This window comes from Bacillus cereus group sp. MYBK139-1, assembly GCF_051916915.1.
Classification (GTDB): domain Bacteria; phylum Bacillota; class Bacilli; order Bacillales; family Bacillaceae_G; genus Bacillus_A; species Bacillus_A pacificus.
Genome location: NZ_JBQAHO010000002.1, coordinates 725,249 through 739,111, shown reverse-complemented (window position 1 = coordinate 739,111; position 13,863 = coordinate 725,249). Strand labels below are relative to the sequence as shown.

Sequence of the window (13,863 nt, the reverse complement as noted above, 5' to 3'; positions counted from 1 at the left end):
TGGCCCTTCTTTATTATTCAGTAACGATGCCGTGCACTAATGTTGGTGCATCTACATGCTCTTTAGAGATCTTCATGTTCTCATAAATTTTTGCTTTTACGTCTTCTACATTTTCACGGTTTGCGTAAATGGTAACAAGGGATTCACCTTTTTTCACGCTGTCCCCTACTTTTTTACGAAGCATTAAGCCAACTGCTAAATCAATTTCAGATTCCTTCGTCGCACGTCCTGCTCCTAAAAGCATTGCTGCTGTTCCGATTTCATCTGCAACGATTTCTGATACATAACCGTCTTCCTTCGCTTCCACTTCAATTTTAAATTGTGCTTGTGGTAATTTAGAAGGATCATCAACAACAGATGCATCGCCGCCTTGCGCTGATAAGAACGTTTTAAATGATTCTAGCGCCTTACCGTTGTTCATTACTTCAATTAATTTCTCACGTGCATCTTCTAGAGATGAAGCTTGTCCAGCAAGGTATACCATTTGACTTCCAAGCGTTAAACATAACTCTTCTAAATCTTTCGGTCCTTTACCTTGTAACGTATCAATTGCTTCTTGTACTTCAAGTGCGTTACCAATAGCCTCACCAAGTGGTTGACTCATATCAGAAATAACAGCCATCGTATTACGACCAACGTTATTACCAATGCGTACCATTGCTTCTGCTAAACGTTTTGCATCTTCATCTGTTTTCATAAATGCACCTGCTCCAGTTTTTACATCAAGAACAATTGCATCTGCACCAGCAGCAATTTTTTTACTCATAATTGAGCTTGCAATAAGCGGAATTGAGTTTACTGTTGCCGTTACATCACGAAGTGCATACAATTTTTTATCCGCAGGTGTTAAGTTTCCACTTTGACCAATAACTGCGATTTTATTTTCATTTACAAGACGCATGAATTCATCATTTTCGATTTCAACATGGAATCCTGGAACTGCTTCTAATTTATCAATTGTACCACCAGTATGTCCTAGACCACGTCCAGACATTTTTGCAACCGGTACACCTAAAGCGGCTACTAATGGACCTAATACAAGTGTTGTTGTATCACCAACGCCACCTGTGGAGTGCTTATCTACTTTTACTCCTTCAATAGCTGATAAGTCGATTGTATCACCGCTATTTACCATTGCCATCGTTAAATCTGCACGTTCTTGATCGTTCATATCTTGGAAGAAAATTGCCATTGCAAGTGAACTTACTTGATAATCAGGAATATCACCATTTGTATATCCTTCAACAATAAAGTTAATTTCTTCTGTCGTTAATGCATGTCCGTCACGTTTTTTTGCAATTAGGTCCACCATTCTCATTGTGAGGTCACCCCTTCATTTGTTTTACGATTGCTTTTACTAATGCTAAGAAGTTAGCTTTAACACGTTCTGTCGTTTCGATTACTTCATCGTGGTGAAGTGGCTGATCTAAAATACCAGCTGCCATATTTGAAATACAAGAAATACCAAGTACTTTCATACCAGCGTGACGCGCTACAATTACTTCAGGTACTGTTGACATACCAACTGCATCTCCGCCAAGTGTACGAAGCATACGAATTTCAGCAGGTGTTTCATATACAGGACCTGTCATTCCAACGTATACACCTTCTTGTACTTTAATATTTAAGTCTGCTGCAACTTGTTTCGCCATTTCGCGAAGCTCTACTGTATATGATGTAGACATATCAGGGAAACGTACACCCATTTCAGAATCATTTGGTCCGATTAATGGATTTGTACCCATGAAGTTAATGTGATCTGAAATTAACATAAGATCGCCTGGTTCGAATGATGTATTTACACCACCAGCTGCATTTGTTACAACAACTGTTTCTACCCCTAGTTCTTTCATAACACGAACTGGGAATGTTACTTTTTGCATATCGTATCCTTCATAGAAGTGGAAACGTCCTTGCATTGCTACTACCGTTACACCTTGAAGTGTACCGAATACTAGTTGACCTGCATGGCCTTCTACAGTTGAAACTGGGAATTCAGGGATTTCACTGTAAGGTACTGTTACTGCGTTCTCGATTTCATCTGCTAATACACCTAGTCCAGATCCAAGGATTAGTCCTACTTGTGGTGTCTCTTGAAATTTCTCTTTTAAATATGAAGCTGATTTTGTAATAAGTTCACGATTCATTTGTTTATCCCCCTATTTCTTTAGCTCGTTTAAGAAGCTTGTTCCGTATTCTGGCATTTTCACACCGAAGTTTTCTGCTACAGTTGCACCAATATCAGCAAATGTTTGACGAAGTGGTAACTCTTTTCCGCCTTCTTTCATGCTTGGGCTATATGCTAATAACGGTACATATTCACGTGTATGATCAGTACCATGATGCACTGGGTCATTACCGTGGTCTGCTGTAATTAATAATAAATCATCTTCTTTTAGTTTTTCGAATACTTCTGGAAGACGTGCATCATATTCTTGCAGAGCTTCTCCGTATCCTTGTGGATCACGACGGTGACCGAATAATGCATCAAAGTCAACTAAGTTTAAGAAGCTAAGACCTGTAAAGTCCATATTTAATGTATCTACAAGCTTATCCATTCCATCCATGTTAGACTTCGTACGAAGTGATTCAGTTACCCCTTCACCATCATAGATGTCAGAGATTTTACCGATAGCGATCACATCATAATCACTATCTTTTAATTCATTCATTACTGTACGGCCGAATGGTTTTAATGCATAGTCATGACGGTTCGGTGTACGTGTAAAGTTTCCAGGCTCACCAACGAATGGACGAGCAATAACACGGCCTACCATGTACTTCTCATCTAACGTTAATTCACGTGCAATTTTACAAATTTTATATAACTCATCAAGCGGCACTACTTCTTCGTGTGCTGCGATTTGTAGTACGCTATCAGCAGAAGTGTAAACAATTAAAGAGCCTGTTTCCATTTGTTCTTGACCAAGTTCATCAAGAATTTCAGTTCCAGAAGCTGGTTTATTACCGATGATTTTACGGCCTGTTTTTTCTTCTAATTCATCAAGTAATTCTTTTGGGAATCCTTCTGGGAACACTTGGAATGGTGTATCAATGTAAAGACCCATGATTTCCCAGTGGCCTGTCATTGTATCTTTACCAGTAGATTTTTCTTGCATTTTTGTATAATATCCAAGTGGTTTTTCTACTTTAGAGATGCCTTTCATTTCACGAATGTTACCAAGACCTAATTTCACCATGTTAGGCATTTGTAACCCATTCATATGTTCAGCAATGTGACCAATTGTGTCAGATCCTAAATCACCAAATTGTTCAGCATCTGGTGCTTCACCGATTCCAACAGAGTCCATTACGACTAGGAATATACGTTTATATTTATTCATAACTGCGACCTCCTATAAGTTCAGTTCTACTTCTTGTAGTATGTTCAAAACGCTATAAAGTGAAACTGTTCTCCATAAGAATTATCTTTCGTTCTCATTATCAAACAGTACTTCTTTAAATCATTCTCTAACCTATTTCGTTTACCTTGAAACGACGCAAAAACATTTCTAGTTTTTTCTAAGTCAGATGTCAGACATCTGATACTGATATCATAACATGTTTACGCTTTCTTTTTAATACATTTTCGTAGAATTTCTCATTTTCTTCACACTTCTATTGTAATCCATTATGCACAGAAGTGCTAATCATTTTATGATTTATTTCTTCATATAAAGTGAAATTTTAATCAATGGCGGTTTTGTTCTTTCCCACTGATCATTTTCAGGATAAAAATAAAAAAAGCAGCTCTAAAGAGCTACCTTTTTATTTTACTTCTACTGTTTCTTCTTTATGTTCATGCAATTCGCCTTTTTTAACATGAACTTTCACTTTGTAAGAACCGTTTTCTTTGAAAGTATGTTTCGTTTCATACTCCCCTTTATTTCCTTCTTTCGCTGGAATAAATTCGTGTTTTTCAACACCATCTTTCCAAATTTCAAGTTGGACTTCAGCACCAGTTAACGCTTCTTCTTTTTGTTTTAAGTGAACTTTCATTGTTGATTCAGCATTTGCTTTTATGTCACCAGCCATAAGGTGGATCATTGTATCGCTTTTATGATCGCCATGTCCTGCACCATGATCACTATTTTCTTTTTTCGCATCTTCTACCTTCGCATTTCCTACAGCCACTTTTACTTCTGGCATAACATGCATTTCACGTGCATTTGTGTGAGCAATAATGTGGTATACTCCATCCGTTTCGAACGTTTTCTCTACAGCATAAACACCTTTTCCTTTATGCTTACCTTCTAGCATCTCGTGCTTTTCGTCGCCAGCTTTCCAAATTTCAAACTTTACATCATCAGCATCTGTTACCTTTTCTTTTCCTTGTGTAACAAGTGCTTGTACTTCTGTTTTTTCACCAGGTTTAATTTCTTTCGGATTTGTTTGAACTGCTACTTTTACAGCTTCTAGTTTCTGTTCTTTTTTCGGTTCTTCTTTGTTTGTATTACAGCCAGCCAATGCTAGCATCGCGATAAATAAAGTCATAATAAGTTTTTTCATCATCATTTCCTCCTTCATACTTTATTTAGTATAGAGGAAAAACATTGTAATATTCTAGTCTTCTGCTGAAAACAATGTACGAAATGTTTGTGAAGTTTCTGTGAAGTGCTATAGCCTTTTGAATCTATGAAAAAAGAGCATAGTATCTATGCTCTCGGATGAAACTGTTTATATACATCTTTTAATCTAGTTTTTGAAACATGCGTATAGATTTGTGTTGTTGAAATATCTGCATGTCCAAGCATTTCTTGCACAGCACGTAAGTCTGCACCATTTTCTAATAAATGCGTAGCAAAAGAATGACGCAACGTATGAGGTGTAAGCTCTTTTTCAATATTTGCTTCTTTCGCTAATCGTTTTAAAATTTTCCAAAATCCTTGTCTTGATAATCGATTTCCATGATGGTTTAAAAAGAGTGCATCTACTACTTTTTTCCCCATCAATTCTCTTCTTCCCTTTTCAATATACTTTTGAATCGCTTCCGTCGCTAAACTTCCTAGTGGAATAATTCTTTCTTTATTCCCTTTCCCTATGCATCGAACAAATCCCATCGTTAAATGTACATCTTCTAAATTTAATGCAATTAATTCTGAAACACGAAGTCCTGTTGCATATAATAACTCTAGCATCGCTTTATCACGAACCCCAAAAGCGCTCGTCATTTTTGGTGTCTGCAGTAACGCCTCTACTTCATCAACTGACAATACTTTCGGTAATTTCCGTTCACCTTGCGGCGTTTCAATATGTACGGATGGATCGTGCTCTACTGCTCGTTCACGAAGTAAAAATTGGTGAAACGAACGAATCGATGCAATATGACGTGCTAATGTTTTCGAAGATTTTCCGTTTTCTTTTAAGTGCTGCAGAAAATTAACAATGTGCAAGCGTGTCACTTCATGAAAGCTTTTCGCTTGTTCTACATTTTGCAAATACTTTACATAACTTTTCAAATCACGTTCATAAGATACTACCGTATTTTTCGCTAGCCCTTTTTCGACAACCATATAATGAATAAAATCTTTTAATTGATCTTCCAATCTACACTACTCCCCATTTTCATAGAAAAACATCATTCTATTTACGAAAGCATCCTTTGCCGGCTCTTCATTCCCTGATACTTTTTCTACAGTCTCTTCTTTTGGCTTTTCATAACGATGATAGCTTTCATATTCTTCATTTATCCATAGTATAGCGAAATAAAACAAAATCGTACAACTTGTAAATAATAAAAATACTTTTATCCCATCAAAAGTTAATTTTAAAGCTCGGCGCATTGTAAATTCCTCCAAAATATAAGTTATTACAACATATGCCAAGCTTTCACCAATTTATACCTTATTCAAATAAAAAACCTCTTCCTAGTTAAATAGGAAAAGGTTATTTTTCATCCGTTTCATTTTCTTGACAATTTTTACAAATCCCATGGAATGTTAAACGATGATCCTTCACCTTAAAGCTCCAGTCATGTTCTACTTTCCTTTCCACTTCACCAAGTAAATCTTCTTGTATTTCTTGTACAGCACCACATTGTGTACAAATCAAATGATGGTGGAAACGCTGCGCACCTTCTTGGCGTAAGTCATAGCGTGAAACACCGTCTCCGAAGTTAATCTTATCGACAACTTTTAACTCAGATAATAGTTCTAAAGTTCGATAGACGGTTGCTAATCCGATCTCTGGCGACTTTTCTTTTACAAGGAGGTAAACATCTTCTGCGCTTAAATGATCTTCTTCATTTTCTAGCAGCACACGAACTGTTGCTTCACGTTGCGGTGTTAATTTGTAGCTCGCTGCATGTAATTGCTTCTTAATTCGTTCAATTCTTTCTTCCATTCGGTACTACTCCCTCCTCGCCACTCTTACACCATTATATCAGAAGAAGGGCTTCTGTCAAAAGAAAAACAATAAAAACAAATTGATAATTATTCTCACAAAGTATTTATTGTTTATTAATAGCCTCAACGACTTCTTTCATTAAAAATGGTGATGCATAAGCTTCCACACTAGAAGCAAGAGCTAGCACCGCTCCAATGATAAGAAAGAAGCATGTATAACGAATTAATAATGGTAATAGTGGCTCGGTTATTTTTCGTATAAATTGATGCCTAATCATGCGTAAAGAAAAGCTTGCGGCAATTGTTGTCATAACGAGAAATACTGGGATGATAATGAGATTTTGTGGCAATACAGAAACGAATGCTAATAATAATCCATTCCATCCATGCTGACTTACTAAGAAACCTACTGTAAATCCGACAACTACTCCTTTTGCAAATAATAAAATAAAAATAAGTGGCAATCCAATAATTGAAATCCCTAAAATCCAAATAAATCCAATGTATTTTAATTGTGAAAAGTAACTTTCTCGAAACATTTCGCCTGCAATAGCAAATTCTCCTTTAGAAACTTGTCCAAAAAAACGTTGCAAATAAAATGATAAATCTTGTTTTTGATTTAATTGTAAACTATTTACAAGAATCGCTCCAAATATTACTCCCATCAATAACAAAACAGCGTTAAATATATATAATGAAGAGTTTTCCTGTATGTGAGACATTACACGGTCTTGCCAAGTTTTTCTCCACATTTTTCTTCCCTCCGTTCACACTCTTACTAAAAATGTATGAAAGAAAGAAAAAAGTATGACGAATTAACATTGAAATTCCGCTCTACTTTGCTAAACTAAAAAGTAGAGAATAGGAGGGATTTCTCTTGAAACCATTATTATTAGATTTTCCAACATTATTTCAAACTGAACGCTTACAGGTTCGTAAGCCATTTCCAGGTGATGGTGCAGAAGTGTATGAAGCAATACAAGCTTCTCTAGAAGACTTAGTACCGTGGATGCCAATTAACGCTGAAACAGAAGAAAGTGCTGAAGAAATCGTTCGTAACGCTCACGGACAGTTTTTACTTCGTGAAACACTTGATTTTCACTTATACGATAAAGTATCTGGTACATTCATCGGAGCTATAACGCTCAAGCCTGAAAACTGGGATATTCCAAAGTTTTCACTTCACTTCTGGCTACATAGCGCTTATACAAAACAAGGCTATATGACCGAAGCTGTGAAAGGTGCCATTCAATTTGCCTTTGATAAGCTAAGCGCTCGAAGAATTGAAATTCGTATTGATGCAACAAATACAAATGCATGTAACTTAGCAGAACGTTTAGAATTTATTCTAGAAGGTACAATGGAAAATGATTTCATAGCACCAGATGGTAGCTTACGTGATGCACGCGTATATGCAAAAATTAATTAAAAACACTCGCCTTTGGCGAGTGTTTATTTTTGTAGTTGTAAATATTGTACTGCAAACATCGTCTTCGCATCGTGAATACGCAGATCTTTCATAAGAGTAGTTGCTTCTTCTAATGATACTTCCATTAATTCCACAAACTCATCTTCATCTAACGCAGCCTTATTTTCTTTTTTCGTCAAACCTGTCGCTTTATATACATATAAAATTTCATCTGCAAATCCTGGAGATGTATAGAAAGAAGTAATAAGCTCCATATTTTCACATACATAACCTGTTTCCTCTTCTAATTCACGAACTGCTGTCACCTCAGGTTTTTCACCTGGTTCTAACTTGCCGGCCGGAATTTCTATAATCGCCTTTTCAAGCGCTTTACGATACTGCTCAACAAGTACAATTTTCCCCTCATCAGTAATAGCAATAATAGCAACTGCACCAGGGTGATTTACAATTTCACGTTTACTCATTGCTCCATTTGGTAATACTACATCATCAACACGAACTTTTATAACTCTACCATCAAAAATCGGCTCAGTTTTTATTGTTCTCTCTGCAAGATTACTCATACTACTTCATCTCCCTGTTCTATTTCCTATTCTTTCCTCATACATTTTACCACATTGAAAGGAGCGTGATAGAAATGAAAGTTTATATTTTACCAAATCGCGTCACTTTAGTCGGAAAAGCATGGCAAATTCGCCATAAGCTAAAACAATATGGCAAAGAGTATACAACTGTACAAGAGTGGATTACAGCAACTAAAAAGTAAACGTTTGTCAACCTCTTTTCCCTTGCGTACAATAAGAATAAGGAGAAGGAGGTTGACTTATGAAAAAACGTCAATTAGGAAACTCAGATTTATTTGTGACAGAAATGGGACTTGGCTGTATGTCTCTCGGTACATCTGAAACAGAAGCCCTGCGTATTATCGATGAAGCAATCAATTTAGGAATCAATTTTTTTGATACAGCAGATTTATATAATTATGGATTAAACGAAGAATTTGTTGGAAAAGCCTTAAAAGGAAAACGAGACCAAATTGTTCTTACAACGAAGGTTGGAAATCGATGGACAGAAGAAAAAAACGGCTGGTCTTGGGATCCTTCTAAAAATTACATAAAGGCTGAAGTGAAAGAAAGTTTACGTAGACTTCAAACTGATTATATTGATCTTTATCAACTTCACGGCGGGACGATTGAAGATCCTATAGATGAAGTAATTGAAGCCTTTGAAGAATTGAAACAAGAAGGTATCATTCGCCATTACGGTATTTCTTCTATACGTCCAAATGTCATCCGTGAGTATGCAAAGCGTTCAAATATCGTTAGTGTTCTAATGGAATATAGCCTTTTGAATCGTCGCCCTGAAGAATGGTTTCCGCTTCTTAATGAACATCAAATTAGTGTCATTGCTCGCGGACCACTTGCGAAAGGAATATTAACTGATAACAATACAAGAAAGATAGAAAGAGTAAAAGAAAAAGATTACCTTTCTTATTCTTACGATGAATTATATGCGACGCTTACGAATGTAAAAGAAATAATTGGAGAAAACTCCTTAACTGGAACAGCTATTCAATATTGCTTACATAACGAAACTGTTGCAGCTGTTATACCTGGTGCAAGCTCTATTCAACAATTACGAGAAAATGTACAGTCTAGTAAACAAATAGAGTTAACAACAGCAGAATATACACAGCTTCAGCAAATTGTAAAATGTGATACGTACGCATTACACCGTTAAAAAGACGCTACCATACTGGTAGCGTCTTTTTATAACGTATCATATTTATCAGGATTCGTTCCTACATGTAAATTACGATTTAACGTATTAATTTGAGTCATCTCTTCTTCCGTTAGTGAAAAATCAAAGATAGAAAAATTCTCCTGAATGCGAGATGGTGTAACAGATTTAGGAATCGTCACAACCCCGATTTGAATATCCCATCTTAATATAACTTGCGCAGGTGTTTTTTCATATTTAGTAGCAATAGCCTGAATAATCGGGTGCTGAAATACTTCTCCGCCTCTCATTAACGGACTCCATGCTTCCATTTGAATTTGCTCACCTTGACAGAAATTACGCAATTCAAATTGTGTTAACATTGGATGAAGTTCCACTTGGTTTACCATCGGCTTTACTTTGCAATTTGGTAATAGCAGTTCTAAATGATGTTTATGGAAATTAGAAACACCAATCGCGCGCACTTTACCTTCTTCATACAGCTTTTCTAACGCTCGGTACGTATCAACATACTTCCCTCTTATTGGCCAATGTATTAAATATAAATCTACATAGTCCATTTGTAATTTTTTTAAGCTTTTCTCAAAAGCCTCAAGTGTTTCCTCGTATCCTTGATCATCGTTCCAAACTTTTGTTGTAATAAATATCTCTTCTCTCGGAATCCCTGATTCACGAACCGCTTCCCCGACACCGCTTTCATTTTCATATACAGTTGCTGTATCAATCGAACGGTATCCAACTTCTAACGCTGTTTTTACTGCTTGTTTTACTTCGTCGCCTTCTTTCGCTTTATAAACGCCTAAACCAATCATCGGCATTTTCACGCCATTATGAAGTGTAGTTGTTGGAATGTGCACAGTCGTCTCCCTTTCATTATTACATTTTTTATAAGCCACCACTTTATTTGAACAAGATTCAACCAAAAAGTCAAAACATATGTACAGTTTACATAATAAACTTATATACTTTCTAAAATAATGCGAACTCATTCATTCACAGTATTTTCTATCCATTTCTTCGCTTTTTCATCAACATTACGTACAAACTCAGTTTTCCCTTCCGAATATAACGCACCATCATATGTATACTTTTCAGCTAATTCTTTCTTTAAAGTTGCATATGCCTCAGCTTCTTCACAATGAGCCATCATATAATCACGAAATGCTAAATGCCTTACTATTTCAGGATTTCCTTTTTCAAACACGTGTAAGTGATACGAGCGTTTTTCCTCCGTTCCATGAATAAAATAACGGCGTCTTGAAATACCATTCTCCCCTTTTACGGTATAGCCAAGCTCTTCAAAACGTTCATTCCACCTATCTACTCTGTCGATACTCTCTACTTCCATAATCATATCTATAATTGGTTTCGCTGCCAGTCCTGGCACCGACGTACTTCCAATATGATGGACCTTCACCTTTTCTGGCATCGCGGCTTTTAATCTTTCAGCCTCCATTTGAAATTTTTCACCCCAATGATTTTCATGCGGAACAACTACAATTTTTCTCATTCTAACTCCCCTTTTCTTACAAGCTCGTCAAAAAAATGATCAGCGTTATTCACTGATCATTTTCGTTATTATTTAAAGTCTTTCCAAGTAAGGTTACTTTCACTTAACAGTTCTTCAAATGATTTATTCTTTTCACGTTCTTTTTGTTCTTGACGCTTTCGTTCCAGTTCTGCTGCCTCTTTTTTCTCTTCCCTTACTTGCAACTCTTTCTTCTTATTCTTTAATTGCTGCATGAGTGAATCATTTAATTGATCACCTAATGTAAGCGACTCTTTCTTTTGTTGATTCACTTGCGATTGTCTTTGCATTTGTCTTTGTTTCTTTTTCTTCATACTACTCACCTTTTACTTTTTTCTCCATTATAGTAGATACACAATGAACTCGACAATAAAAAAGGTTCTTTACTCTATTATTCATTTTTTGTAAATATGTTAATTTTTCGAAAAAACTATTTTTTTGTATAGATATAATCCTATGAATCTATTAAAATTATGTCGTATGATGTCAGATTATAAAAAAGGAGAATTATATTATGTGGAAAAAAATTATTCCTGCTGTTGCCGTTTTAAGCACCATTACTTTTTCAACCGTATTTGCCGCTCCCCCATCCCAGGCTCCAGCTGAACAAAACCGCTACATAGACGTACAAATACTTGGTATTAATGATTTCCATGGACAACTAGATACTGTAAAAAAAGTTAATAACAAAGAAGCTGGTGGCGCTGATTACTTAGCTACTTATTTAAAAGAACGTAAAAAGCAAAACCCGAATACACTTCTCGTACACGCTGGTGATATTGTCGGAGCTAGTCCACCAGTTTCAGCATTATTGCAAGATGAACCAACGATTGAATTTTTAAATGACTTAAAATTTGATGTTGGTACAATCGGAAACCACGAATTTGATGAAGGTATCGATGAAATGAAACGTCTCATTTACGGTGGCTATCACGAAAAAACAGGAAATTTCAAAGGTGCTAATTTCCCTTATGTTGCTGCAAACTTCTATAATAAATCCACTGGTCGCTTATTTTTACCGCCATTTACTGTAAAAATGGTAAATGGTGTGCCTGTAGGATTCATTGGCGTAGTTACAACTGATACACCAAATGTGGTGATGCCTACTATGCTTAAAAATGTAGAAATCACTGACGAAGTAGAAGCAATTAATAAATCAACACAGCAATTAAAGCGTCTTGGAGTTAAATCCATTGTCGTCCTTGCTCATGTCGGCGGGACAACAGATGAGTCTGGTGTGACAAATGGAGACCTTACTCGAATTGCAAATGAAACAGATCCGGAAGTTGATGTTATTTTTGGTGGGCATAGTCACACGTATGTAAATGGTACTGTAAATAATAAACTAATCGTCCAAGCGAACTCTTACGGAATGGCTTTCTCAGATGTAGATGTAACAATTGATCGTAAAACAAAAGATATTGTAAAGAAAAAAGCTGAAGTTGTTACAACATACCATGAAGGTGTAGAACCTGATAAACAAGTAAAGAAAAAACTAGATCAATATAAGGAAAAAATCGCACCGCTTGTAAATGAAGTTGTCGGAAAATCTACAGCACCTATCGACCGTAAACAAAATGATGCTGGTGAGTCCACTCTTGGAAATTTAGTTGCCGATGCCCAGCGTCAAACGATGCAAACCCAAATCGCACTTATGAATCCAGGTGGCATTCGTAATGACTTAGATGCTGGCGATATTACATGGGGCGAATTATATGGCATTCAGCCTTTTGGAAACCAATTAATTAAAGTAGATTTAACAGGCCAAGATATTCGTGACATTTTAAATCAACAATGGCAAAAAGGTACGACGAGAATGCTTCAAATTTCAGGTATTCAATATACGTGGGATGCAAATAAACCAAACGGTGAAAAAGTTACAAATATACGTTTAACAAACGGTGAAGAATTATCCCCATCTAAAACGTATAGCGTAGTGGCAAATGCCTTTTTAGCTTCTGGCGGTGATGGATTTGTATCATTTAAAAATGGTAAAAATCCAGAAACTGGTCCAAACGACTTTGAAGCGCTAGTCGATTACGTAAAACAATTAAAAGAACCTATTCAGCCAATTATCGATGGTAGAATTCAAAAAACAAATTAAGTACACTCATAATAAAGTGAAACTTTAATCAGTGGGGGTTTTCTTCATCCCCCACCTCACTTCTTTGCTTTCACTGAATTTTGAGATGGGGATCTTACTGCCCATTAAAGTCGAATAAACAATCTTAATTTTTCAGCGTAAAAGATACACATAAACCTTTTATCCGTCATATATGTGAAACCTAAAAAGGATACTCGTTCTTACAATGAACATAGTATCCTTTTCTTTAGTTATCAATATGTGATGTGTTGTTAAAATCATATTGTTGTAAAAATTGTTGTAACGCCTCTTCTACAAGTTTAGATTTTTGAATTCCTTTCGATTCTGATATAACGTCTAGTTTTGCTAATATTTCTTTATTAATAGAAAAGGTACGTTTCTTTTTTTCTGTACTTATATTCATCATAGGCGCAATTACTTCTTCTTTCTTTCTTAATAACTCATAAATACTTTGTAATTGTTCATAAATTAATAGTTGATAATCCGTTTTCGCATATTGAAGGGCTGTCGCTTCTTGGAGTTGTAAGTGACGCGGTTCTTCTCCATCTCCTACAAAAATACGCTTTTTCTGTTCCCCATCATATTCGTATCCAATCAATCTTAATTTCTTCGATAATGTATACGGGCTTATTTCAAGACGTTTTGCTATAATAGCGATGGATTCACGCCTATTTAAACAATCGATAATTTCTCCAATCGTCACAATTTCCCTCCTCCC

17 protein-coding genes are annotated in these 13,863 nt (G+C 36.0%); 4 read left to right on the top strand and 13 right to left on the bottom strand.

Annotated elements, in window-relative coordinates; translation table 11 throughout:
- Positions 1–13: 13 nt before the first annotated feature.
- The 8 genes from ACTFRS_RS15045 to spoIIM all read right to left on the bottom strand — a co-directional run bounded on the left by ACTFRS_RS15045 (position 14) and on the right by spoIIM (position 7,066).
- The gene (locus tag ACTFRS_RS15045; protein WP_001243079.1) at positions 14–1,318 is read right to left on the bottom strand and encodes a pyrimidine-nucleoside phosphorylase; all 1,305 of its coding nucleotides are present in this window, start codon (positions 1,316–1,318) and stop codon (positions 14–16) included.
- A 7-nt stretch (positions 1,319–1,325) separates the two neighbouring features.
- The gene (locus ACTFRS_RS15040) at positions 1,326–2,147 is read right to left on the bottom strand and encodes a purine-nucleoside phosphorylase (RefSeq protein ID WP_001078446.1); all 822 of its coding nucleotides are present in this window, start codon (positions 2,145–2,147) and stop codon (positions 1,326–1,328) included.
- 12 nt (positions 2,148–2,159) lie between these two features.
- Positions 2,160–3,344 (bottom strand): phosphopentomutase, encoded by a 1,185-nt coding sequence (gene deoB / locus ACTFRS_RS15035; RefSeq protein ID WP_001046082.1) that lies wholly within the window; start codon positions 3,342–3,344, stop codon positions 2,160–2,162.
- A gap of 424 nt (positions 3,345–3,768) precedes the next feature.
- Complete coding sequence (locus tag ACTFRS_RS15030) at positions 3,769–4,512, bottom strand: FixH family protein (RefSeq protein WP_061183923.1); 744 nt, start codon at positions 4,510–4,512, stop codon at positions 3,769–3,771.
- 143 nt (positions 4,513–4,655) lie between these two features.
- A complete protein-coding gene (gene xerD / locus ACTFRS_RS15025; RefSeq protein ID WP_000390084.1) occupies positions 4,656–5,546 on the bottom strand; it encodes a site-specific tyrosine recombinase XerD in 891 nt (296 codons plus the stop codon).
- A gap of 6 nt (positions 5,547–5,552) precedes the next feature.
- On the bottom strand, positions 5,553–5,783 hold the full coding sequence (locus ACTFRS_RS15020; RefSeq protein ID WP_001250432.1) for a YqzK family protein: 231 nt from the start codon (positions 5,781–5,783) through the stop codon (positions 5,553–5,555).
- 103 nt (positions 5,784–5,886) lie between these two features.
- Positions 5,887–6,342, bottom strand: a complete 456-nt coding sequence (fur, locus tag ACTFRS_RS15015) for a ferric iron uptake transcriptional regulator (protein ID WP_000392655.1) — start codon at positions 6,340–6,342, stop codon at positions 5,887–5,889.
- Positions 6,343–6,448: 106 nt separating this feature from the next.
- On the bottom strand, positions 6,449–7,066 hold the full coding sequence (gene spoIIM / locus ACTFRS_RS15010; RefSeq protein ID WP_240795792.1) for a stage II sporulation protein M: 618 nt from the start codon (positions 7,064–7,066) through the stop codon (positions 6,449–6,451).
- Positions 7,067–7,221: 155 nt separating this feature from the next.
- Here spoIIM and ACTFRS_RS15005 point away from each other — a divergent pair, with 155 nt between their 5' ends.
- Positions 7,222–7,773, top strand: coding sequence for a GNAT family N-acetyltransferase (locus ACTFRS_RS15005; protein WP_000803491.1), 552 nt, complete (start codon positions 7,222–7,224; stop codon positions 7,771–7,773).
- A gap of 23 nt (positions 7,774–7,796) precedes the next feature.
- On the opposite strand, the gene ACTFRS_RS15000 is transcribed toward ACTFRS_RS15005, so the two are convergent.
- Positions 7,797–8,336 carry an NUDIX hydrolase gene (locus tag ACTFRS_RS15000; RefSeq protein WP_139866801.1) on the bottom strand — a complete coding sequence of 180 codons (540 nt, stop codon included), beginning with the start codon at positions 8,334–8,336 and terminating at the stop codon, positions 7,797–7,799.
- Between the two features lie 74 nt (positions 8,337–8,410).
- Here ACTFRS_RS15000 and mciZ point away from each other — a divergent pair, with 74 nt between their 5' ends.
- Both mciZ and ACTFRS_RS14990 read left to right on the top strand, forming a co-directional pair.
- Complete coding sequence (gene mciZ, locus ACTFRS_RS14995) at positions 8,411–8,539, top strand: Z-ring formation inhibitor MciZ (protein ID WP_000870299.1); 129 nt, start codon at positions 8,411–8,413, stop codon at positions 8,537–8,539.
- 59 nt (positions 8,540–8,598) lie between these two features.
- Positions 8,599–9,513, top strand: a complete 915-nt coding sequence (locus tag ACTFRS_RS14990) for an aldo/keto reductase (RefSeq protein ID WP_139866799.1) — start codon at positions 8,599–8,601, stop codon at positions 9,511–9,513.
- A gap of 29 nt (positions 9,514–9,542) precedes the next feature.
- Here ACTFRS_RS14990 and ACTFRS_RS14985 read toward each other — a convergent pair whose 3' ends face one another.
- The 3 genes from ACTFRS_RS14985 to ACTFRS_RS14975 all read right to left on the bottom strand — a co-directional run bounded on the left by ACTFRS_RS14985 (position 9,543) and on the right by ACTFRS_RS14975 (position 11,355).
- Entirely contained in the window at positions 9,543–10,370 is an 828-nt protein-coding gene (locus tag ACTFRS_RS14985; protein WP_139866797.1) for an aldo/keto reductase, read from the bottom strand.
- A 128-nt stretch (positions 10,371–10,498) separates the two neighbouring features.
- Positions 10,499–11,023, bottom strand: a complete 525-nt coding sequence (locus ACTFRS_RS14980; protein ID WP_139866795.1) for a GrpB family protein — start codon at positions 11,021–11,023, stop codon at positions 10,499–10,501.
- A gap of 68 nt (positions 11,024–11,091) precedes the next feature.
- A complete protein-coding gene (locus ACTFRS_RS14975; RefSeq protein ID WP_139866793.1) occupies positions 11,092–11,355 on the bottom strand; it encodes a YqkE family protein in 264 nt (87 codons plus the stop codon).
- Between the two features lie 200 nt (positions 11,356–11,555).
- Here ACTFRS_RS14975 and ACTFRS_RS14970 point away from each other — a divergent pair, with 200 nt between their 5' ends.
- The gene (locus ACTFRS_RS14970) at positions 11,556–13,145 is read left to right on the top strand and encodes a bifunctional metallophosphatase/5'-nucleotidase (protein WP_242294443.1); all 1,590 of its coding nucleotides are present in this window, start codon (positions 11,556–11,558) and stop codon (positions 13,143–13,145) included.
- Between the two features lie 226 nt (positions 13,146–13,371).
- Here the strand turns inward: ACTFRS_RS14970 and ACTFRS_RS14965 are convergent, their stop codons facing one another.
- Positions 13,372–13,848 (bottom strand): ribbon-helix-helix domain-containing protein, encoded by a 477-nt coding sequence (locus ACTFRS_RS14965; protein ID WP_000151911.1) that lies wholly within the window; start codon positions 13,846–13,848, stop codon positions 13,372–13,374.
- Positions 13,849–13,863: the final 15 nt, after the last annotated feature.

Excerpts from the sequence above, each read along its gene's own strand:
- ACTFRS_RS15045 (WP_001243079.1), bottom strand. The coding sequence starts at position 1,318 with ATGAGAATGGTGGACCTAATTGCAAAAAAACGTGACGGACATGCATTA.
- ACTFRS_RS15040 (WP_001078446.1), bottom strand. The coding sequence starts at position 2,147 with ATGAATCGTGAACTTATTACAAAATCAGCTTCATATTTAAAAGAGAAA.
- deoB (WP_001046082.1), bottom strand. The coding sequence starts at position 3,344 with ATGAATAAATATAAACGTATATTCCTAGTCGTAATGGACTCTGTTGGA.
- ACTFRS_RS15030 (WP_061183923.1), bottom strand. The coding sequence starts at position 4,512 with ATGATGAAAAAACTTATTATGACTTTATTTATCGCGATGCTAGCATTG.
- ACTFRS_RS15020 (WP_001250432.1), bottom strand. The coding sequence starts at position 5,783 with ATGCGCCGAGCTTTAAAATTAACTTTTGATGGGATAAAAGTATTTTTA.
- fur (WP_000392655.1), bottom strand. The coding sequence starts at position 6,342 with ATGGAAGAAAGAATTGAACGAATTAAGAAGCAATTACATGCAGCGAGC.
- spoIIM (WP_240795792.1), bottom strand. The coding sequence starts at position 7,066 with ATGTCTCACATACAGGAAAACTCTTCATTATATATATTTAACGCTGTT.
- ACTFRS_RS15000 (WP_139866801.1), bottom strand. The coding sequence starts at position 8,336 with ATGAGTAATCTTGCAGAGAGAACAATAAAAACTGAGCCGATTTTTGAT.
- mciZ (WP_000870299.1), top strand. The coding sequence starts at position 8,411 with ATGAAAGTTTATATTTTACCAAATCGCGTCACTTTAGTCGGAAAAGCA.
- ACTFRS_RS14990 (WP_139866799.1), top strand. The coding sequence starts at position 8,599 with ATGAAAAAACGTCAATTAGGAAACTCAGATTTATTTGTGACAGAAATG.
- ACTFRS_RS14980 (WP_139866795.1), bottom strand. The coding sequence starts at position 11,023 with ATGAGAAAAATTGTAGTTGTTCCGCATGAAAATCATTGGGGTGAAAAA.
- ACTFRS_RS14975 (WP_139866793.1), bottom strand. The coding sequence starts at position 11,355 with ATGAAGAAAAAGAAACAAAGACAAATGCAAAGACAATCGCAAGTGAAT.
- ACTFRS_RS14970 (WP_242294443.1), top strand. The coding sequence starts at position 11,556 with ATGTGGAAAAAAATTATTCCTGCTGTTGCCGTTTTAAGCACCATTACT.